15 protein-coding genes and 1 pseudogene are annotated in these 21,339 nt (G+C 66.2%); 10 read left to right on the plus strand and 6 right to left on the minus strand.

Going from position 1 to position 21,339, the window contains the following annotated elements:
* Window positions 1-466 precede the first annotated feature (466 nt).
* The 4 genes and pseudogenes from AC1DWT_RS10375 to AC1DWT_RS10390 form a co-directional block, all read left to right on the plus strand.
* A pseudogene (locus AC1DWT_RS10375) lies at window positions 467-679 on the plus strand (IS1380 family transposase); the annotation flags it as partial.
* Window positions 680-904: 225 nt separating this feature from the next.
* Window positions 905-1,270, plus strand: coding sequence for a hypothetical protein (locus AC1DWT_RS10380; RefSeq protein ID WP_477920412.1), 366 nt, complete (start codon window positions 905-907; stop codon window positions 1,268-1,270).
* Between the two features lie 5 nt (window positions 1,271-1,275).
* Window positions 1,276-3,792 carry an HsdM family class I SAM-dependent methyltransferase gene (locus AC1DWT_RS10385; RefSeq protein WP_477920414.1) on the plus strand — a complete coding sequence of 839 codons (2,517 nt, stop codon included), beginning with the start codon at window positions 1,276-1,278 and terminating at the stop codon, window positions 3,790-3,792.
* A complete protein-coding gene (locus tag AC1DWT_RS10390; RefSeq protein WP_477920416.1) occupies window positions 3,789-4,601 on the plus strand; it encodes a GIY-YIG nuclease family protein in 813 nt (270 codons plus the stop codon). The genes AC1DWT_RS10385 and AC1DWT_RS10390 overlap by 4 nt, the downstream gene beginning before the upstream one ends.
* Window positions 4,602-5,400: 799 nt before the next feature.
* Here the strand turns inward: AC1DWT_RS10390 and AC1DWT_RS10395 are convergent.
* From AC1DWT_RS10395 to AC1DWT_RS10420, 6 genes are all read right to left on the minus strand, one after another.
* Window positions 5,401-5,928, minus strand: coding sequence for a DUF8176 domain-containing protein (locus AC1DWT_RS10395; RefSeq protein ID WP_477920418.1), 528 nt, complete (start codon window positions 5,926-5,928; stop codon window positions 5,401-5,403).
* Window positions 5,929-6,141: 213 nt separating this feature from the next.
* Window positions 6,142-7,377 carry an insoluble domain protein gene (locus AC1DWT_RS10400; protein WP_477920420.1) on the minus strand — a complete coding sequence of 412 codons (1,236 nt, stop codon included), beginning with the start codon at window positions 7,375-7,377 and terminating at the stop codon, window positions 6,142-6,144.
* A 108-nt stretch (window positions 7,378-7,485) separates the two neighbouring features.
* Window positions 7,486-8,895, minus strand: coding sequence for a CpaE/TadZ family protein (locus tag AC1DWT_RS10405; protein ID WP_477920422.1), 1,410 nt, complete (start codon window positions 8,893-8,895; stop codon window positions 7,486-7,488).
* 2 nt (window positions 8,896-8,897) lie between these two features.
* On the minus strand, window positions 8,898-9,248 hold the full coding sequence (locus tag AC1DWT_RS10410; RefSeq protein ID WP_477920424.1) for a hypothetical protein: 351 nt from the start codon (window positions 9,246-9,248) through the stop codon (window positions 8,898-8,900).
* A gap of 46 nt (window positions 9,249-9,294) precedes the next feature.
* A complete protein-coding gene (locus tag AC1DWT_RS10415; protein ID WP_005245116.1) occupies window positions 9,295-9,480 on the minus strand; it encodes a hypothetical protein in 186 nt (61 codons plus the stop codon).
* A gap of 32 nt (window positions 9,481-9,512) precedes the next feature.
* Window positions 9,513-11,630: an FtsK/SpoIIIE domain-containing protein gene (locus AC1DWT_RS10420; RefSeq protein ID WP_477920426.1), complete on the minus strand. Its 2,118-nt coding sequence runs from the start codon at window positions 11,628-11,630 to the stop codon at window positions 9,513-9,515.
* 1,248 nt (window positions 11,631-12,878) lie between these two features.
* On the opposite strand from AC1DWT_RS10420, the gene AC1DWT_RS10425 reads away from it, so the two are divergent.
* From AC1DWT_RS10425 to AC1DWT_RS10450, 6 genes are all read left to right on the plus strand, one after another.
* Entirely contained in the window at window positions 12,879-13,199 is a 321-nt protein-coding gene (locus tag AC1DWT_RS10425; RefSeq protein ID WP_477920428.1) for a hypothetical protein, read from the plus strand.
* Between the two features lie 44 nt (window positions 13,200-13,243).
* Window positions 13,244-13,639 carry a hypothetical protein gene (locus AC1DWT_RS10430; RefSeq protein ID WP_005245113.1) on the plus strand — a complete coding sequence of 132 codons (396 nt, stop codon included), beginning with the start codon at window positions 13,244-13,246 and terminating at the stop codon, window positions 13,637-13,639.
* A complete protein-coding gene (locus AC1DWT_RS10435) occupies window positions 13,636-16,689 on the plus strand; it encodes an ATP-binding protein (RefSeq protein WP_477920430.1) in 3,054 nt (1,017 codons plus the stop codon). The genes AC1DWT_RS10430 and AC1DWT_RS10435 overlap by 4 nt, the downstream gene beginning before the upstream one ends.
* Window positions 16,690-16,757: 68 nt before the next feature.
* The gene (locus AC1DWT_RS10440) at window positions 16,758-18,884 is read left to right on the plus strand and encodes a hypothetical protein (protein WP_477920432.1); all 2,127 of its coding nucleotides are present in this window, start codon (window positions 16,758-16,760) and stop codon (window positions 18,882-18,884) included.
* The gene (locus AC1DWT_RS10445) at window positions 18,884-19,723 is read left to right on the plus strand and encodes a hypothetical protein (RefSeq protein ID WP_005245110.1); all 840 of its coding nucleotides are present in this window, start codon (window positions 18,884-18,886) and stop codon (window positions 19,721-19,723) included. The genes AC1DWT_RS10440 and AC1DWT_RS10445 overlap by 1 nt, the downstream gene beginning before the upstream one ends.
* Entirely contained in the window at window positions 19,720-21,306 is a 1,587-nt protein-coding gene (locus AC1DWT_RS10450) for a peptidoglycan DD-metalloendopeptidase family protein (RefSeq protein ID WP_477920435.1), read from the plus strand. Before AC1DWT_RS10445 ends, AC1DWT_RS10450 begins: the two co-directional genes overlap by 4 nt.
* The last annotated feature ends 33 nt before the right edge of the window (window positions 21,307-21,339 follow it).

A 21,339-nucleotide genomic window follows, 5' to 3' on the forward strand; every position in this document is an offset into this window, starting at 1 on the left:
CCTCCACACGGTATCCACGACGGTCGCGAACCCCGTGGAGTTCACGGTAAGCCGACCACACACCCGCCGGCGGCCGAACGCATCCTTTCCGGCGGCACCGTCCCACCCCCGCCGGGACGTGTCATCTCCCCAGTTCAGAGCGCTCTTCGGCGTTGTGGCGGCGGTCATGGCGCACGGAATCTACGACCTCCCTGACCACCGTCGACCGGCTGCGCACCCACGCTGCAGGACCCAGCGGCAACGGCGCGCCGAAGGTTCTGGTCCGCGGCGACTCCGCTGCCGGCCAGACCAGGACCGATGCTGTGCGAAGGCTGCGCCGTCGCTCCTAGGGTTCCGGCAGAACGCGTCGCTGCTCTCTAGCGCCTTCTGAGCGCGGCAGCCTCCTCGTCGAGCCGGTAGAGCAGGCTGCAGGCTGCAGGCTGCAGGCGAACATAATGGCCTGCACCGCGTTGCTGCGCCTGCTGTACTGGCGCGCGCTCACGGCACCCTCACCGGCGATCCGAAACTGACGAAAGCGACCACCGGCACCCTCCGGCGCACCCTCGTCTCGGTCCCCGCCCGCATCGCCTCCTCGGCGAGGCGATTGACCCTGCGCCTCCCGCAGAACTGGCCGTGGGAAACAGCGTGGCACAACTTGTTCGACAACACCTTCGGTCGCGCACACCCGATCGTCACCTAACGCCCAGGACACCTATCCGCCCTCAACGCGAAAGCCTCAGTGGAACAACCCGACACGAGAGGTCGGATGCTCAACCACGCCCACACACCGTCCCCTGCCGCCCAACGAAACTCGCAGCGATCAGGTCAGCGAATCGGTGAATTTCACGCTATGGTGTGAAACACATCTCAAGTGCCGGTCTCGCCGGCATGCTCAGCGCCGACCGGATCCGGAGAACCGCCTGTCGTGTCAGTCCTGTCAAGCTTCGTAAGGAGTGTCGCCGACACTCTGCGCGGTCCCTATTCTGAAGCCGAGTACGTGATCGCAGCGGCCGGAATGGCCGAGGAAGACCAGCGGATCGCCGACCAAATCGACCACAACGCCGTCGACCAGTTCCTGGCATCACCCGAGCTGCGCGAGACGCTGACCGATGCCGCGGTGCTCACCGAGGGCGCGTTCGGCAAGCTCACAGGCGCGCTGACCGGTGAGAACGAGCGCGCCGACGAGTTCATTCGGCTCATCGGCGCGTATCTCTACCAGTCGCGCCGGATGCGGATGACGGACGATGGAGCGGCCCCGGATGACGTCGAAGCCTCGGACGAGAACCGGTAAGTGCGATGCGAGTAGAGGGCGCTCATCCAGGGATTCGCGCCGTTCTCCAGGCTCCGACGAGCGAAGCATTCTCCGACAAGGAGCGTGGTTCAGTCGGTCTGGAGCAGACCACGAGCCTGTCCTTGGCCCGCGCTCTCGCAGTTGGGTGTCTTAGCCGCCTGGATACAAGCCGTAGGTCAGTCGACATCTGGGATCCCGCAGCAGGTTCTGGATTTGCAGGCCTCATGCTTGTCACTGCACTGGAATCGGCCGGATTGCAGGTCCGGTATCGCGGCCAGGACATCAGCGAAGGCGCGGTCGTGGCGAGCCGGGATCGCTTCAAAGCTGTTGCCGACGCGGAACTGGCTCTAGGAGACACTCTCGAGCACGATGACTTCGAGGACTTCGAAGCCGACCTGGTGCTCGTCGACGCTCCRTGGGGCGCGGACTGGAGGGGTGCCGCGTCGGCTGTCAGAGCGCGTCAGCGTTCGGGCGCGTTCAGATTCGGTCTTCCGCGAGGTTCCGACAGCACGTGGCTCTTCATCTCACTGGCGCTTGAGAAGTTACGGCCAGCGGCCGATGGCGGCGGACGGGTCGCAGCTCTCGTTAGCCCCAGGGCATTGAGTTCCGGAGGTGCCGACGAACTTGTGCGGCGGAAGATCGTGGATGCTGGCTTGCTCGAGTCGGTGACACGATTGCCGGAGGGTCTCGCCCCGAATACGTCGATTCCTCTGTACTTGCTGACCTTGACGAACCATGACAGCAAGAGCCAGCGCGGCAAGGCGATGATTGCCGACCTTCAGACCCAGTTCACGAGTGAACGCCGTCATCGTTCGATGCCCGTCCAGGCATTCGAGGAGCTCGAGTCGGGACTGAGGGCATGGAAGGCGGGGCCCCGGAACCGCAGCGTCAGCCTTCGGCAGTTCATCCGCAGGGAGGCGCAACTCTCGCGTGTGTCCAGCGAAGGGAACCAGCTCTCGTGGCGTCTCACGACGTACAACGACTCACCGATCGACGCTCTGCTCCTGAAGGCTCGATACGGTCCAGGTTCCGGCGTCTCGGTCAGCGAAGAGCAGCGCGAGTTCGTAGACCTGAACCCCAGCCGCATCTTTGGCGATAATTCTCGTGAGTTGCTCGCTGATCTGGCGGCGAACGGCTGGCCCGGCCGACGGCTCAGCACTCTCCTTGCGCGAGAGCCCATATCGGTCAAGGACTCGACCGGAGTGGCCCACGGGCAACTTTTCATCCCGACAACGCGTGTCGGCACTGTCTCCGTTGATGCAGCTGGCTCAGGATCCGATGGCCGAATCCTCTCGATCGCACTCGACGGCGATCTGGTTGAGCCAGCCTTCTTGGCTGCGTGGCTCAACTCGGAGCAAGGGATCGCCAGCCGGCGCAGGGCGATCGATGCCAGCAGCTCCGGCACGCATGTGGTCGCACTGAGGTCTGACCCCCATTCGCTAATGCGGTGGGCCGACGAGCTCATCATCCCGGCTCCCAGCAAGGCGGTGCAGTTCGCTCTCACTTCAGCCGACGAACGCCTTGCGTCGTTTCAGGCTGAGCTGAGCAGCCAGCGAGAAGGTATCTGGGCCTCGCCCGAGGACGCGGAGGAGGTCGTGAGCAAGCTCGCGGACGCGTTCGATGACTCGCTCACTGCATGGTTCGAGCAGCTTCCCTTCCCCGTCGCATCAGCTCTGTGGACAGCGGAAACGGCAACCTCGCTCGGAGACCAGTTGCAGGCGTACCTCCATGCCTGGGAGGCTCTCGTGACCTTTCACGCGACGGTACTGCTGTCTGCCTGCCGAAGCGATCCGGGTAGCAGCGCCGAGATCGAAGCGGCCATTCGACAGGCGTTGAACGACCAGCACATCGGCATCGAGCGGGCCTCGTTCGGGACCTGGGTGGTCATCCTGGAGAGGACTTCCAAGCATCTTCGCGCTGCTGCCGACAGCGGCGATGCGGACGAGGTTGCGCGTATCCGTGCGACGTTCGGTGATCTCAGTGAGTCCGCGATTGAGCGTCTGATTGCGAAAGACGTCGTCAACAAGTTCAAAGAGGTGAACTCGAAGCGCAACCGATGGAGTGGCCACGGCGGGCACACATCCGAGGAGGAGCGGAGGGGACAGGTTGACTCTCTTGTATCGGACCTACGCGAGCTTCGCCAGCTTCTTGGCAACGTCTGGGCGCAGCTCCTCCTCGTCCGCGCCGGGAGTGCCAAGCGCGGCCGTGACGGGTACACCCAAGCTGCAGAAGTAGCACGCGGTACTCGCTCCCCATTCGTCACGAGGAACTTCAGGGTGGGTGACGCCATGCTCGACGGCGAGTTGTATCTGGTGCGCGATGGCTCGCAGTCGCCGCTGCGTCTCTGCCAGTTCGTCCAGCTCCGCGCGGCTCCGCACAATGCCCAGTACACGAGCTACTTCTATAACCGCACTGAAGGGTCCAGGGTTCGTATGGTCAGCTACCAGTACGGGCCGGCGAGCGAAGTGGGGGACGATGCGGAGAGACTCCGCCACGAGTTCGGGGCGCTGGTACTGGAATGACTCTGACGCTCGAGCCGATCCTGCGGAGCGCTGGCATCGACCCCGCGAACGCCCAGGTGATCCGCCACGCCTACGTCCGTGAGCACGAGGACACGGGTCTGGCGGGCATCGACGCCGACTCCACCGATGAGGCCATCCTGGCGTACACGAGTCGGCAGTCGGCGAAGCCACGGACCTTCCCGGTCGTGCCGCCCAAGATCTGGGTTGTCTTCGTTCGCGAGGGCGGCGACCGCGCGCGCTTGTGGTCGGTCATCGAGAACCGCGGCGAGACATCGACCGACGGCACACACCGCCTGTTCGACCTCGTCATCTCCGAGCACATGGTGGAGCTCAGGAACCGTCTCGTAATCGGCTGGAGGTCGCCGCGCACCTGGCGGCTCAATGGTCCAACCGCCGCCGGTTACCCGGTCATGGAGATCGCCGACGCCCAGCCGGTCCCGTTCCCCGGCTTCGACCGGCTCGTCCTCGACCGTGCGCAGCTCCAGTCGGTGATGCGCGAACACAGGTACGCGGCCTGGAGGACGGCGCTCTCATCGGTGGTCGGCGTCTACCTCATCACCGACACGGGGGACGGCCGCCAGTACGTCGGCAAGGCCGACGGCGCGGAGAGCATTCGCCAGCGCTGGAGCGCTTACGCGGCCAACGGCCACGGCGGCAACGTCGAGCTGCGCAACGTCGATCCGACCGGATTCCGCTTCTCAATACTGAGGGTCTTCGACCCGGCGACGCCGACGACGGTGATCGACGAGGCGGAGAGCCATTTCAAGTTGGCGCTGGACACCAGGAAGCACGGCCTGAACCGGAACTGAACGTGGGGCTGACCCGTGGTCGTTGACGCGGCTTGGGTCGCGGCCGCTCATCCTCGAAGGGATCGCCGATCTCAGCGACCTGGCGGCGGTGTCTGATCGATGTGCGCGCGCAGGTTCGCGTAGCGGTCGCCTCTTTGCGCTGGAGCACCGTCCGGGTGTTCAGCAGTCGGCAGAGGCTCAGGCGGTGCGATGAACAGGTCATCGTCAGACGTCACCGTGCTCTCGATAGAAGGCTTGAGCTGGGTGTCGTCGTTGACAGAGCCAACGGCGAGTTCCAACCCTGCGGGGCAGCAGCGGTGGCCGCGATATCGACCTCGTCTGGCTGCGACCAGTCAATCGACTGTGTGATGTCGAGGTACTCGTTGGTGGCGTCGACGTCGGTTCGGGCGAGGCCCTGGTCGTCGTTTTCGATGGCGAGTATCTGAGAGCCGCTGCTGGCGTGAATCTTCCATCCGTGCGGGGCGGTGATGTCGATTGCGAGTGCGTCTCCGCTTCCGTAGCAGCGAGCGTCGAGCTGGTCGGGGCGTGGCGTGGTGTTTCAGTGTCCGAGTAGTCCTCTCCCCAGCCGGTGATGATGCTGCCCAGATCGGTGCTCGCATCGGTGACGATCACTCCGCTGGTCGAGGCTGAGACCGCCGCGGCCATGCGGCCCTCGTCGCCTCCGCAGGCGGTCAGCGCGGTGATGGCGCCGACGGCAAGTGCGACAGCGGCAGCTGTCCGGCGGGGCCGCCTGTGGGACAGGGTCATCGGTTCGTGGTTCCTTTCGGTGATCGGTGGCCATGCCGCCCGGTGGGCGGGGTTACTTGAAGACGTCGACGAACCAGCGGCCATCGGTCTTCTGGGTAGTGACGGTCTGGGTGCCGCGGTCCACCGGTTGTCCGGGCTTCATCAGGGAGAGGTCGACCAGGTAGACCCCGTCGGATAGCTTGATCGTGCGGATGCAGTAGTTGGTGCCGACCGGCACAGCGTCGATGAACTTTTGCAACTCGGGTGCGGGCTGCACCGATGAAGTAGGTGTCGCAAGCGCTCGTGCGGCTTCCCCGTTGCGCTGGCTGTAGTACGCGTGGTTGAACGCTGCGATGACGCCCGCACCGCTCTTCTGATCACCGCGATCGGCGCGGCAATCGCCGTCCCCTGCAGCCTCCGGTTCCTCGACCCTTTCAGGTTCGGGCAGGTTGAGCGTGGGCAGTCCGTTCTCGTCGGTCGGGGCGGCCGCCGTCATCGCAGCCTGAGCTGGATCGGGGTTGTCCTCGCGCATCTGGTCGTTCGCCACCACCACGGCCGCAACGATGGCGGCGGCCATGCCAATTGCGGCTTCGGTCTTCACGTATGGGCGGCGACCACCGGCAGGGTCACGCGTTCTCCGGGCTGCTGTCGGTAATGGCTTGGCCGGCCCCCCGGGCACCGCATCAGTGGTGGGAGTGCCTGGGGGGACGTTGCCGGTGGGTGTACCACCGAGAAGGTCGATTACGGCGGGATGCCGCGAGGACTTACGTCCGAGGTTCGGCTTCTTCATGGTGTTGCACCCACTCTCTCGGTATCAGTTGCCGTGCGCGACGCCGCCGCCGACGGCGCTGGCCAGCAGGTTCCCCGCCAGACCCGGCGTGGCGTCGTTGAAGAACGAATTGAGGGTGTTGTTGACCTGCTCGATCGCTTGCTGTCCTCCGGGCTGGGCCGAGGCGAAGTCGCGGGCCTGCTGGTCGATCGCAGGCGCAGACTCGACGGTGTCCTGCACGGCCGACGCGGCGGCCTGTCCGATCGGGCCGGAGTTCTCCCAGTCGGTGAGGACCGTTTCGGTCTGAGCGGTCACTGCCTCCTGGTCGATGTCCGGGACTTCGACCTCGTGGGGTTCGCCCTTGTCGCCCGCCGCGAGCGGGGTGACCGCGGCCACTGCGATGCCGCCGCCGACCAGGGCGCCAGCAGCAGCGGCGGGGATACCCGCTGCCGCGGCACCGATACCCGCGCCCGCGGCGGTGCCGATGACGCCGACCGGCACCCATCCAATTCCGGGGAGGAAGACGGTGCCCGCGGTCATTCCGGCGATGCCGCCGATAGTGCCGCCGACCAGAGCGCCTGCGGTGGCGGCCGTCGCGCCTGCGGTGAGGGCACCGACTGTCGCCCCTGCTGCTCCGGCACCGACCTGGGCGGCGGCGATCCGGTCGGCTCGGTCGGTCTCGACACCCATCGATCGCCAGGCCGTCGACACCCCTGATTCGACCACCGCGAAGGTGTTGTTGGTGCGGTCCTTGTCCTCGTCGGTGATCCAGTTCGGCTGCTTGATATGCATTTCACCGATCCGGAGGGTGTCGCGTGGAGCGATGATCGGAGCGGTCGGCGCGACGGCGGTCGGCAGGTGCAACTCCTGCACCTGGACCGGTGCGACGTAGTAGTCGTCCGGCGTGACGTACGAGTCGTTTTCGTAGTCGTAGTTCGGCAATGCTCGCCATTCGATGTCCTGGTACGCGGCGGGCGGGGCGACCCAGTACTCCGGTTCCGCCGGCGCCTCGGGGACGTATGCGGGCTCGGCCTCGGGTGCCGGTGTGGAGGTGGTGGTTCCGCCCTGAGTGTCGGCTCCGGTCACACCTTCTTGGTTGCTTCCACCGGTGACACCTCCCTGGATCGGCGCGGCCACCGCGGACGGCGACAGGGCGATTCCGGAGGCCAGGGCAGCCGTGGCTACCGCCAGGGCAGTGGCCGCGTGCGTAGCGTTGGCTCGACGGTGCCGGCCACCTGCGCGGCGCGCGGCCCGATTGCCGGCGGGGATCTGGTTGCTCATCTCGAATGTGCCTTTCAGCTGGGATCGGCCCGAATGCGGCCGGTGAACGAGGTGGGTCGGAGAAGTCCTCGAAGTGACGTCCGGCTCGGGACTGGCCGGACCAACGCATCAGCCAGCGGCACGGTCCATCAGGCCGATGGCGGTCGAGGCGAGCACGGTCAGCGCCTCTTGGGTCTGACGGCGCAACTGAGGCAACGCGATGCGCTTGCCGCCGGCGAACAGTGGCTCGTACGGCATCCGGCATACCGGTACCGCCAGGTTGTTGAACCGCTCGACGATGTCGTGTTCGTCTTCTGGGATGTCTCCGGGGCCATCGGTGATCACGATGACTGTTCGGCTCAACAGGTCCGGTCGGACGGCGGCGAGGGCCTTGAGTGTGCGTTGTGCGCCGATCGCGGCGTCGGTGCGGATCGGCACCGGGATGAGCACCACATGCGCGGCGCCGGCCACCCACTGCCAACTGTCGGCGAGGCTCGAGTTCCCGGTATCGGCGACGATCAGGTCCCGATGCTGACTGAGGATCATTCCCAGCGCCTGCGCCTGGTCGTACCTGAGAGGCGCGGCCGCACCGCCGATCACGACATCCGCCCCGCTCGGTTGCTGGGTCAGGTACTGCCTCAGCGTCGTCGGCCGGATATCGGTTGCCGCGGGGGTGATCTCCGCCAGTAAGCCGAGCGCATCCGAGCCATGAGCGGGCGGAACCGCCACCCGATCGGGGAAGCTGCCACCCACTTCCCCGAGGTCGGCGCATACAACGCGGCGGGAGCCGCGATAGGTGGCAATGCTGTCGGTCAGCGCAATCGACAGAGGCGTCTTCCCGACACCACCTTTGACCTGCATGACACCGATCAGCGCACGGTCCGGCAGCGGGCCCGCGATGATGGTCTGCGCATCCCGCAGTCGCATCTCCAGTGAGGCTTCTTTCGGCACCAGTTTCAGCCCGAGCGCTGCATTCAGCCGCCCTCGCAGGCCGAGCCGTGCCGGATCACTTGCCACGGGCGAGGCCGGCGCCGCCACCAGATCCGCCAGCGCCTCCAGTGGGCCGGTGACGGCCTCGTCGGTTCCCTGGTACTGCGGAGTGCGGGAACGGGTCTGCGGGTGGGCCTGCGGCCGACTGGGGGCCGGCGTCTGCGGGTGCGGAACAACCTCAGACTGGGTTTCGTATGTGAGGGGTTCGGCGGCCACGACCACGGGCCCCGTCGGTGGTGCGGAGGAGTCCTCCGCCCGTGCCGGCGGGGGTGCCGTGGGCGCGGTGGTGGGGATCGGTGTGCTGGGCGTGCGCGGCTCTACCTTGCCGTTCGGGAGGACGGTCAGGTGGCGGCTGTTCTCGCCCTTCCGGTACACGACCTCCAGATCGACGTTCTGGTCCTTGGCGACTGAGTGCAGGAACCTGTGCACCACGGCCTCGAGCGTCTCGGTTTCGGTCGCTTGCAGGTCCACCGGGTCCACTTCGGCGGAGGCAAGGATCGCGCGGGCAGTCGTTTCGGAGGTGATCTCGACATCGATGGTCGGTGTCATCTTTAGTTGATCCCGCTGAAGGCGTTGGCGCCGGACAGCTCGGTGTCCATCTCGTCAACGATGGTTTGTGTGCGGTCGAGAGCTGCGAGCGCCTTGTCGCGGGCTTCGCCTTCGGGCAGTGCCTCGTACACCGCGCGGCGCTTGTCGACTGCGTCTTTGATCTCGACCAGGCGGTCGCGGGTCAGCTCCTGTGTCTCGCTGAGCTTGGAGAGCCATCCGGGCACGGAATCCTTGAGGTATCCGCGTAGTTCGGTGATCACCGGATCGCTGACACCTTTGGTGACGAACGGGCTGCGCAGCGCGCTGATGTCCTCGGTGGTCGGGGTGATCGACTGGGAGATGCGGCGGCTCATGGTGTGTCCTCTCGGGTTGTTTGTGTGATCGGTGGAGCGGTGGAAATCAGTCGCCGTAATGGGCGTCGTGGATGGCCGTCTGGCTGACGTTTGAGAGCGGTCCGAAAGAACCGCCGATAGCCGATCCGAGTAGTCCTGCAGCCGCAGCGATCGACCCGATGGCCGGTCGGGGCATACGCGGTTTGGGCTGCTGCTCCGGGGCGGTGGAATTGGTGTCGGTGTCTTCGGTCATCGTGATTCCTTTCCTGGGGCGGGTGGGGTGTTTCAGACGGTCGCGGGGACCCGGTCGGGCCCGGGGAGGAACACGACGTCAGTGGGGCCGTAGTGGACATTGGTCTTGACCCGTCCGCCGGTGTTGATGGACAACGTCGTTTCGAGAACGTCCCCGGTGACCTTGTCTCGGATGACGGTGACCGCATCGACGGTGACGGGCACTTCGCTGCCCTGGCCGTCGTCGACGAGCACGACCATGCCCTCGGTGATCGCGGAGGCCGGGATCGCGTCGGCGACATCGTCATCGTCGGCGGCAGCGCTGACCGGGCTGTCGCCGAGCACGATTGGTTCCGGAACGTCGCCGTGCTCGCGGGCTCGCTTGGCCAATGCGCGCTCGGATTCGATGAACTCGGCCAGCTCACGCGAGTAGCAGGTGAACTCCGGCGCTTCGGCTGGTTGGAGCCCGTCGATGATTGCCTTCTCCGACTCGGGGAGCTGGCTCCACTTGTTGGGGTGCCGGTCGACGTTCGGGGTCCACCACATCTGTGCGTCGACCGGGCTGCCGTCGGTGCCGAGCGCGATGCCGCGTCCCTTTACCGAGGTGTCGACCTCGCGTCCGACCGTGGAGTCACCCCACATCATCAGCGCACCGTCCTGGGAGAGATTCCCGAGGCTCAGGCGCGTGCCGAAGTTGTCACGGGCGTTACCGCTGGCGCCGCCGAAAAGACTGGCGTCCGGCCGTTGGACACCGAGCAACAAGCGGATGCCGGCCGAGCGCGCCAGGACGGCGAGGTCAGCCCACGCCCCGAGCGGGTCGAGTTCCTTGAGTCGCTCTCGGGTCTCGTCGTCGCCCGTCTTCGCCAGCCGTTGCCACTTGCCGGAGAGAATGAAGAATTCATCGAGGACCGCGATCATCAGCGGTAGCTGCGAGCCCTCGATCTTCTTGTGGTGAATGTAGGCGTTGCGGGCCATCATCTCGGTGTGCAGCGCGCGCACGAACATTGCCGCGCGGAGCGCGTCGTACACGATCGCGCCACAGCCGGGGTAACCCTCGAGGCCATCGAGTTCGATCATCTTCGGATCGACGCCGACGAACGGGATGCCACGGCGCGCCGCCTCGGTGAGCAACGTGCGGATGACGGATGTCTTGCCGCCGCCTGTCGGGCCCACGATCAAGCAATGCGGCTTGTTCGAGCTCGTTGACACGTCCCAGAACATCGTCAGGTCCGCCGCGCCGGTCGCATATGGTAGGTGCCGCAGGTCCTCGTCGACCAGGGCGAGCGGGTGGTCCACCCTAGTCGGCATCGCAGCCACGAGCCGCATCACCAGGTGGCCCTGCGAAGGGGTCCACTCCGTGGTCCAAGTGCGGCCGGACTCGTGCACGCCCGCAAGAGATGCCAGTGCTTCGTCAACCTTTGCTTGGAAGCCTCGCGCACCGGAGTTCATCGACGGCTCGAACGTGATCTTGAAGCCGGTCTCGACGCCGTACTCGTCGACCGAGTCGACGGTGACCTTCGCGTCTTTGAGGATCGCGCCGGCATCGAGCGCCGCCTGCAGCGCCTTGTGCCGCGGGGAGCGAGTGTCGGGGATGATTTCGGCGCGGGTGATGAGGATTCGATTCTTGTGCGCCTCATGCTTGACGCGCACCTCCCACTTGCCGCGGCCGGGGCATGCCTCCTCGATTGCCCTGGTCAGCTCGTCGAACGCCTTGGGCCGGATAACGGTGCCGGGGTGCAGTTTGATCGTTGCCCGGCGGATGGCCCGTCGTCCGGGAGCCAGTGAAACGATGACCTTCCGGGGAAGGTGACCGGTGGTCTGACGTACCACGGATTCGAGCATCTGAATCGACTTGTGCGCGCGGTAGCGGGACGCATCGAGCGCGCACAGTGCGGCAGCGCCAGCGAGAAAAGGCCACTGGTAGCCGTGCAGCTGGGTGAGGAGGTCCGTCGCGGTCTCGTTGCCGTCGACTGCCGGCAGCAGCCGTGGCGCGTACACCGCCGCGGAAGCGCCAGCGACAGCGATCGGTGAGGTGGGGGTGAAGCGGCCGATGCGCGTCGGGTTGCCGTCCGAATCGACCTGCTTGCCTGCGCGTGCGGTGTCGGAGTCGCCGAAGATCTCGCGGTACTGCTGAACCACCCAGTCTTTGACCGGGTCACGACTTGCGTTCACCGCGTCCCCCTTTCGCTCGGTCCGACATTGATGCGGGAGCACTGTGGCAAAAAGCGCGCGCCGGGTTCAACGGGGTATGTGGATAACTTCCGAGCGACGCGTTCGACGAATCGTCCCGAGCCCGTTGGTGCCCACGTAGAGCGTCCCGGCGACTCCGGATCACAGCAGTCTGCGCGTGGCTCACCGAGACCCGGTTTGTGCTTCGCAAGTCGGGGCGAGGTCGGTATCCGGGGAACTCGTTCGCTGTGTCGATGTGGCCTCCGCGTGGCGGTGTTCGCCGCACTTGGCGGAGCGGCGCGGGTGCAGCCATGGACCAGCCCGTCGCAGCGCTCCGAACAGCAGTCGCGGATCACGTTGCAGAGCGCCCGAATGAGCGGTCGAGTGCGAGGCGTTTCCACCGTTCTCCGACCGCTGCGTCGAGCAGGTCCAATACCCGCCCGAGCATGTGTGTGAGACGCCTTGCTGCGAGCGATACGGGCAGGGGTAGGCGTTTGTCGGTCGAAGCGGTCCCGATGCCGCCACGGGGTCCGTGGAGGGCGTGCTTTACAACGTCCCGCTGCGCGGTCGAAACAGCACCGCAGGAAGCGTGTGACATGGGCGTTTCGAAATAGGTTGGCGAGGCGCAATTTCTAGTAGTACACTCCCCCCTAGGCCCGAAGGGCCGGGGGGAGTGACCCCCGGAGGGGGTGGGTTTTCCCCGCTGTTCCGGACGCTGGATTCGACTGCTGGATTCGACTGCTCGGACGCCCGTTCTCATGTCTTGCAGAGCGCCCTCTGATCGGTGCCGCACCACACCCTGTTTCGATCCTCATTTTGAGGGTGAGAAGACGCGTGCTTGCGTGCGCCTGAACACGGTGGGCCAAGCCACCGTTTCCGCGCTGAATTTGGCTCTGCCACGCCATGCTGCAGCCCCTCCTCCGCCGCGCTCCCGTGCACTGCCTGTTGAGCTGCTCTGCGGACCCTCATCTCAGCCTGATGGGCAAGGCGTCGCACACCGAACGCCATACGACCCGTCAGGGGTCTGCGCATGGAACCCTCACGGCCCACGCAACTGGTACCCGCGCCCAGCACATCTGTGTGTCACCAGATTGTCGAAAAGCAAGCACCACCGATGCGGCGCCGGCCACCGCAACGCCTTCCCGGCGGAAGTTATCCACATACCCCGTTGAAGTCGGCGCGGGATTTTTCTTACGGTCGCCCGCACCAAGTTTCAGGTGCTCTCGCCAGATCCGACCCGAGGAGAACCCCATGTCGCTTGCGTCCACCGTCGTCGACGCCGCACTCGCTTTGCCCAAGCCCACCCAGATCGGGGGTGACTTTCTCGCTCAGGAAACCGAGGTGAACACCAACAACCTCAAGGACTGGATCGGCGACAACGTGTTCGTCGTGATCTTCCTGCTGGTTGTCTGCGCGATCGCGCTCGGAGCCCTGAAAAGCAACTTCTCGAAGGTACTGACAGTCGGCGGACTGTCTCTCGTCGCGATCACCTTCTTCGTGCTCGCCGGTAGCCAGAGCGCGATGAACGGGCTCGGGACATTCTTCCTCAGCCTCTTCGGCGTCGACGTCTGACGCGTGCTCGTCCCTGTGAACAAATCCTCGAAGGGAGTGAGCGCGTGATCGACAACGACGATCTGCTCTATCGCGTGGACTCGCACTACCTCGGCCCCTCCGGCAGAACCCTCCCTATTCGTATCCGGTACTCCGCCGTCGGGGTGGGTGCAGCGATCTTGGTCACGGTCTTCGTTGTCGCCCGCATGATCGTTCACGTCCCTCTGGGGTTCACGCCACTGGCCGTGATGGTCACGCTCACCGTCTTTCTCACGACCAAGATCACCCGGTACATCAACGCCGACCGACCCCTGCATTCCGTTTTCATCGCGGCGTGGAACGACTTGGTGGCGCCACGGTCGCCGAAGCCCGGACAGACCGTCCTGGCCCCGGTGCCAGCTGCCTCACGGCCCGCCGTCTTCGACCTGTCCACTATCCCGATCGAAGGTGAAATCCGATGAGTCTGAACAAGGACATCGCCGCCCTGTTCGACCCGAACTTCGACGAGCCGGAACCGCCGCTCGTGCCGCCGGGTGCCCTGCCTCCCTCCTGGGCCGCTGCAATGCGCAACGTCGCCCCGACTGCCCCGACGGCCGAACCGGCACCGCAGCACCTGGCCTGGTCCCAGGTCCCCGAGGCCAGCATGCCGCTGGTCGAGCCGCTCAGAACACCTATGGCGAGCCCCGCAGCCACCGAACCGCCCGTCGTCGACGAACCCGCGGGCCCGCGGCGAGGCCGCAAGCGTGGCAAGACCTCCGAAGCTGAGTTCGATCGGCAGCGCACCGCGGCGAAGAAGCAGGCCAAACGCGACCGCAAGGCCATCCGGCTCGCGCTGACCGGCGTCGAGGGCAACATCACCCGCACCCGCAGCACCTCGACGGCATGGTTCGTCCAGCCTCCGGGGCCTTGGAATATGAGACCAGTCGGCCGTCAGCGCCAGTACATTCGCAGCGAGGCTTTGGTATTGGCCAACCTCGCCGAATCCGGGGTGACGACCTTACATCGGCGGGTGGTTCGAACGCCGTGGCCGGTGCGGCAGTGGGCGCAGCAACACGACGCGTGGGCCGAGCCGATCGACGATGTGCCCGGCGCCCTGTCCTGGGCGGATTACCTTCACGGTCACCAGCACGCGATGCTGTGGGACAACCCAACCCTCAAGGGTCGGTACTGGGGCATCGACCTGCCGCCGCGATCAAGACTCGGACAGGCACTCGACGCCATCGCGCAGGTTCTGGGAAAGGTCCTCGACTGGCCGCTGCTCGGACGTCTGGCTCGGTTGGTGCGCCGATGGGCTGCCGACGCGTTCATCAATGAGCGAGACACGATGGCCGAGCATCTCGCCACCATCGAACGCCACCTCGCCGGACAGGGCGTGCGGGCGCGGCCCGCGACACCCGGGCAGATGGACTATCTGCTTCGGCGCTCGGCCACACTCGGATTGCCCCTCGACGCGGACGGCGTCCTCGCCGGCGGCGGCGACTGGGAAGCGTCCGACATCCCGGCACTCGAGGACCTCGCTCAGGTCGCACTCACCCCCGGTGACGGGTACACCACGGTCTCGGGTCTGGTGGACGGCCGCGACTACACCGGGTACGCGATCGTGCTGACAGTCGGGCGCATGGCACCGCTGCCGATCCCCGAGCGGATGTTGCCGTGGCAGGTAATCGGTGACCCATCGGGCGAGCCGATCGAATGGTCCGAACGCATCCGCGTGCACAGCAAGGGAGAAACGCTGCGCAAGATGCGCCGACTGACCTCGAAGATCGAGGCGCAGTTCGATCACTACACCGTCGAGCACGACGAGTCGCCTCCGCAGGAGTTGGCCGAACAGCACACGCGGGCACAGCACGTCATCTCCGACATTGAAGAGGACCACTCGGGCCTGTCAGTGCGCACCGAGGGCTATTACCGGCTCCTGGTGGTAGGTGCGTCCCCCGAGGAGGCGAAGAACAAGGTCGCGATGCTGCGCGAGATGTACGCCCCACACATCTCTCTCGAGCAAGAGCACGGCCAGTACCAACTGCTGCGCGAATTCATGCCCGGCGAGCGGCTGGCGAATTACGCGCACTGCCGCCGGATGAACGTCGAAGCCCTCTCCGCCGGTATGGCCGCCGTGGGAGATCGCCTCGGTGACCGCACCGGCGTGGTGCTCGGCCAGACCGCGAGCATCGCCCCCCGACCCGTGATTTGGGACTTGTTTGCCGCGCACTCGAAGAAGGACAAGTCCGGGCTGACTCCGGTCGTCGCCGTCCCCGGCTCCGGCAAGACGTTCCTCGCCGGGGTGACCGTCTATCAGGCGGTACGGGCTGGCGCCTACGGTGTGGTGCTCGATCCGTCGGGACCACTCAAGAAGCTCGCGCAACTGCCCGAATTCCGCGGCATCGCAGAGGTTCACGCGCTCACCGGTCGGAGCTCACGCCCCGGGTCGCTCAACCCGTATCGAGTGATCGTCGACCCACGCCGCACCGATCCCGAGTACGACCCGGCCAGCCCCGACTACCTCGACGACCTCGACCCGGCCGCGGCCGCGGCCGCCCAGTACGAGGCGGACATGCGCGCGGCCGCCGCCGAACGAATCTCGGTCGCGGTGTCGGTACTGAAGATGATGCTCACCCCGGCCCGCCTCGAGCACGAATGGACCGAAACCGTTCTGCAGACCGCGGCGAACAAAGTCGGCGGCGAACGACATCACAACCTGCGCGAGGTCCTCGACGCCATCGCCGTAATCGGCGGCGAGGACGAGAACGTCGATCTGCGCACCTGCGCGAGGAGCGTCCACCAGGACCTGGTGATGATGGCGGACCTCGCCGAGGCACGCGTGCTGTTTCCCGAGGAGGGCACGCGCGGCGAGGTCGACGACGTCGACAGCAGCATCCGGCTGACGGTTCTGACGATGCCCGGCCTGCAGCTTCCTCCCGAGCACACCGATCCGTCGCAGTGGACGCCGCAGCAGCGGATGGCCGGGCCGTTGATGCACATGGCAGCGTGGCTGGCCAACCGACTGGTCTACGAGCTGCCCCGGCACGTGCGCAAGGTGCTCTTCCTCGACGAGAACAAATACCTCGAACAGACCGGCGCCGGCCGCACCCTGAACCAGCGGATCTCTCGCGACTCACGCAAGTGGTACGTCCGGGCGCTGGTGTGCAGCCAGTTGCCGGACGACTTCCTCGGTGTCGACGGGTCCGACGACAAGTCCGCCTTGTCATACGAAGTGATCATCGGCGACCTCGGCGGCAATGCCCACGCGATCGAGGGTGGGCTGAAATTGCTGAACCTCCCCCTCGGTGAGGGATACGAAGACCTGCTGGCCAATCTCGGCAGCGGCGGCGAGGACACCCTCGATGAGGACACCGACACGAGCGACTTCGACCAGGCCCGCCGGTTCGTGATCAAGATGGCTGACGACATCGAACTCGTCCGGTCGGACTGGACACACTTCACGCACCTGGCGCACGTGTTCGACGCATTGAACTCGCGCGCCACCCGAAGCGCCTTCGGGGGTGCCGCATGATCGGCCCGCTGCGCCCCCGTCTCCCCCGCGTGGGCACCGCTACTGAGGGAGATCGCCTCAGGCGCTATGTGAGCATCTGGGCGCGGTTTGCGGTCGTGCTGGCGCTGGCGCTGGCACCGGTGATCACTCCCGGCGGCCCGGTCGCCGCCGCCGACGGGTTCGACTGCAAGGACGTACCGCGCCCGGAGTTCCCCAACGACGTGTTCGAGACGTACTTCGACGCCACCAGCGCCGACCGGACACCAATGCCCGAAGGCGGCGGCCAAGGCTCGACCGGCTATCAGTCCTACGGCTGGGCGGGGCTGAACTGGTCCACCTACGACCTCGGCTGCGGCAACGACCTCGTCCGCGCCCCCGACGCCGTCGGTGACACCGGACTCGGCAACATGTTCATGACCATCGGCAAGTCGCTCGCGGCGGCCGCATTCTGGCTCGACGACCAGACTAAGACCGGCCAGCAAGCCGCCGAAGACGGCGTCGGCTCCGCGCTCGAGAACTTCGACCGCATCCTCAACTCCATCGTCACCGGAATGTCCGGCGTATACGGAATCTGGCTCGGACTCGGCCTGACCGTGGCCTCAACAATCATCCTGTGGAAGGCATTCAAGGCGGACGCCGCGGGGGTCACCAAGACCGCAGGCATCGCGGCCGCCGCACTGACATTGGGCGCATTGATGGTCGGGGCGCCGCAGAAAGCCATCGACATCGCCGACGGCACCTTCGGGGCGGTGATCACCGAAACCCAGGACGAGATCTTCTCAGTATCGTTCGGCGACGGCGACGGCGCCGGAACTCTCGCCGGCGGCGAAACCGACCCGCGGAACGTGCTGCTCGACAAGATCTTCCTCGAGGACTGGCGCAAGGGGTGGTTCGGCACGAACTACGACCCCCAGGACGTCGCGGGCTTGGGTCCGAAGCTGCGAGATGCACTGGCATTCAGCTATGCCGAACAACGAGCGGTCGCCGACGACCCGAACGCACAAAGCGAGCTGGCCGATCAGAAGGCCGAGGGGTTCCGCGAGATCGTCGCGTCCCTGGAAAAGGACCACAAGCTCTCATATCACCAGTTCCAGGGCAAAGAGTCCGGCCGGTCCACGACCGGATTCATGGCAATGATCAAACTGGGCTTGCCCTCGATCCTGTGGATCGGCGCATCGCTCCTCAAGCTCACCGCCCTGCTGGCCATCCGGTTGGCAATCCTGTTCGCACCGGTGTGGGTGCCGATCGCCATCGCCCACGGCGGGCTGCTCGCCCGGGCATTCCGGATGCTCGCCTCTGCCTACCTGTGGGGGGTTGCCGGCGCTGTCATCGTGGCGCTGTACCTGATGATGGTGGTGCAGCTCTACGTCACCAGCAACGGAGCTCTCGACGGCAGCTGGCGCCTGTGGTTCATGGTGTTGCTATCTGTCGTGTGCTGGTCAGCCATGCGCCCGTTCAAGCGGATGACGCAGACCTTCACCCAGAACAACGCGAGCATGGTCAACCGCAAGGCTCGCGGCGCCCAGAAATCGATGAAGCGCAAGCTGTTCGAGGCCGGAAGCTTCGTCGCCGGCGGTCCCGCCTCGGCGATCGCTGAGAAGGCCGCGGAGCGGTTCGCCCGGCGCGGTGGCCGCGACCTCGACGACAACGACACCTCGGTCACCCCGGTACGCCCGGAAGGCCGGGGCCTGAACAACCGGCGCCGCCAAGAACTTGCCGAATCCCGCGCCGGAGCCCGCAAGAACCTGCTCAGCCAGCAACTCGGTCGCGGTGACCGCTTGGGCTCGACCAGAAGGGACACCGAGGACCGCGACGCCCGTATCGCAGGGATCGCGGCCGTGGCCAGCAGCGACATAGCCAAGGGCCGAAACAAGCTCAGCGACCGCGACACCGACCGCGCCCTGCTGGCCGGTACCTCCGCGTGGCGACGTCTCGACAAGGACGAAGCCGAGGCACAGAGGCAGGAACGGCGCGCACGTCGGGAACTGGCCACCGCCTCGGTCGGGCAACGCTGGGACGGTGGAGACGGCTCGGCCATCGCACCGATGCGGGTCTACACCTCCCACCGCGGCACCGCCGCGTCTGACGGCGCCGCGGCGGTGGCGAACTCGGCGCCGCGCCAGCGCGTGCGGAGCCAGCAGTCCCACGCGCGGCTATGGGACGCCTCGCTCCGCAATCAGTCCACCTCCCCCCGGAACACGGACAGGTACAACTGATGACATCCTCTGGCCCCAACCCCGTCCTCGCCCCGATCCGCCGATGGGTGCTCTATTCACGCACCAACCTGGCAATCACCGTCGTGTCGGCGATCCTGGGACTGTTCCTCATCGGCATGGTCTTCGGCGAGCAGAAGCCGGCCACAAACACTGCGAAGACCGCCGCGGCCGCCGCATCGAGCACCACGTCGGCAAAGGTGGAGCCCATCAGCTACGAGCTGACTCCGGTCCGCGAGTCCGAAGTGGCCGGCAAACCGGCATACAAGGTGGCCGCCACCGCCACTGCCACCGCGATGGCGTACGCACACGCATACGTCGACACCACGCCTTCGGATACGAAGTGGGCCGAGGTGATCGCCCGATACACCTCCACCCAGCCGGGCGACACCTTGCTGGCGGCAAGGCCGCAAACCATGGTGGCTATCACCGGTCCGACAGCCAGCGAACTGATCAACGCAGAAGGTGGCACACGCAAGGCTGAGGTGACGATCCCGACGCAGGCCGGGAACCTCCGAGTGACGCTCGTCGTCGAAGACACCACCGGCGGCGAACAGCGTTGGGTGGTCGACACTCCCCTGCCGACACTCGACATGTCCGAGGTGGCGATGCTCGCGCCGGACACCACTGATCGTCCCGGCCCGAACTCCTCGACACCAACTCCGAACACAACCACTCCGGAACCGACCACCACGACTGCGGCCCCCACGACGACTCCGCAGGCCAGCGAGGACACCGAAGAGCTCCCGAGCCAGAAGCCGATCCCCTCGCCCGCCCCAGTCCCGGTCCCAGGACCGATCCCTCTCCCCGAACTCGACACGCCACTCCCAGGGGCGTTGTGATCGTCAGCCGCGCCGCACGGGCGCTGCTGATGACCGGGTCGCTCGCAGTCGTACTCGGCACATCGGCGTGCTCGTTCTCCGGAATCCCGGTAATCCCGAAAGATCACTGCAAGACCGTTCCGGCCGACTCCTCCGAGGCCGACATTCGTGCCGACGGTCAAGCTGGCCCCCTCACCCCGTCCGGACCGATCCGCATGCCGGTCGAGCCCGGCACCACCCAGTTCACCTCCGGATTCGGTGAACGATGGGGCGCCCAACACCAGGGTGTCGACCTGGCCGGCCCCGTGGGCACGAAGATCCTCGCCGCGCTCGACGGCATTGTCGTCAAGTCAGGAACTGCCAGCGGATTCGGACACTGGATCGTCATCGACAGCAACGTCGACGGGAAGCCCGTCTCCACGGTTTATGGCCACATGTTCGCGGACGGCCTACATGTGCGTGAAGGCCAGCAGGTGCGCTCCGGTGATCACATCGCCGACATCGGCAACGACGGCGGGAGCACCGGTCCGCATCTGCACTTCGAGTACTGGGAAGGCGGGCGACTCCAGGGCGGCACCGCGGTTGATCCGCAGACCAAGCTCGGCGATCTGAACGCACAGGCCGGCCGTGCTCCCGCAGCCCCACACAGCGGCGACAACGTGCAGCTCGCCGCCGCATCACGATCGACAGCCGACTGCGCCGGCTTCGGCATCGCCGGTGCCGGCGAACTGGCCTCTGGCATCGTTCCGCCCGAGTTCGAGGAACCGATCCGCAAGGCCGGTGGTGTGTGCCCGGAGATCGACTCCCCGCTGATCGCCGCGCAGCTCGAGCAGGAGAACGGATTCCGCTGGGGCGCAGGCGCACCGGTCTCATCCACTGGGGCGATGGGACCCAGCCAGTTCATGCCCGGAACCTGGGCGACTTGGGGCAAGGACTACGACGGGGACGGCAAGGCCGACCCAAACTCGATCGATGACGCGGTGCTCTCCCAAGCCCACTTCATGTGCGCGCTCCACCAGGACGTCTCCGGCATGATCGGGGCAGGAAAGGCCACCGGGGACCCGGTCGAGCTGACGCTCGCCGCGTACAACGCCGGCCCCGGCGCAGTGCAGCAGTACGGCGGCATTCCTCCGTATCCCGAAACGCAGCACTACGTTCCCAAGATCATGAAGGCTCGGGCAAAGTTCACGAACCCGAACTCGACCGGACGATTCCTTCCCGGCCAGTCGGCCAATGGCGGACAGGTCGTCAACGCGGCCCGCGAGTACCTCGGCACCCCGTACGTGTGGGGTGGTGGCGGTACCGGCGGCCCATCCGGTGGCGGGTTCGATTGCTCAGGATTGACCAGCTACGCCGTGTTCGCTGCCAGCGGAGGTAAGACCACGCTCCCCCGCACCTCGGAGCAGCAGTGGACGGTAGGCGTCGAGATCCCGATCAACGACGCTCAACCCGGCGATCTCGTCTTCGGCTCATGGGGCCCTGGTGGCCCCGGCCATGTCGGCATCTTTGCCGGCAACGGCCAAATGGTTCACGCCCCAACCACCGGCGACGTCGTCAAAGAGGCGCCGTTGCAATCGGGGATGAGGGCCCGGCGAATGACCTAACCAGGGGACATGCCATCTATGCAGGTCAAACCA

The sequence above is a fragment of the Rhodococcus sp. P4_B6 genome (assembly GCF_056402215.1).

What these genes read in the sequence shown, in the direction of transcription:
- AC1DWT_RS10445 (WP_005245110.1), top strand. Translation starts at nt 18,884, where the DNA reads ATGACATCCTCTGGCCCCAACCCCGTCCTCGCCCCGATCCGCCGATGG.
- AC1DWT_RS10410 (WP_477920424.1), bottom strand. Translation starts at nt 9,248, where the DNA reads ATGAGCCGCCGCATCTCCCAGTCGATCACCCCGACCACCGAGGACATC.
- AC1DWT_RS10400 (WP_477920420.1), bottom strand. Translation starts at nt 7,377, where the DNA reads ATGAGCAACCAGATCCCCGCCGGCAATCGGGCCGCGCGCCGCGCAGGT.
- AC1DWT_RS10390 (WP_477920416.1), top strand. Translation starts at nt 3,789, where the DNA reads ATGACTCTGACGCTCGAGCCGATCCTGCGGAGCGCTGGCATCGACCCC.
- AC1DWT_RS10435 (WP_477920430.1), top strand. Translation starts at nt 13,636, where the DNA reads ATGAGTCTGAACAAGGACATCGCCGCCCTGTTCGACCCGAACTTCGAC.
- AC1DWT_RS10425 (WP_477920428.1), top strand. Translation starts at nt 12,879, where the DNA reads ATGTCGCTTGCGTCCACCGTCGTCGACGCCGCACTCGCTTTGCCCAAG.
- AC1DWT_RS10415 (WP_005245116.1), bottom strand. Translation starts at nt 9,480, where the DNA reads ATGACCGAAGACACCGACACCAATTCCACCGCCCCGGAGCAGCAGCCC.
- AC1DWT_RS10405 (WP_477920422.1), bottom strand. Translation starts at nt 8,895, where the DNA reads ATGACACCGACCATCGATGTCGAGATCACCTCCGAAACGACTGCCCGC.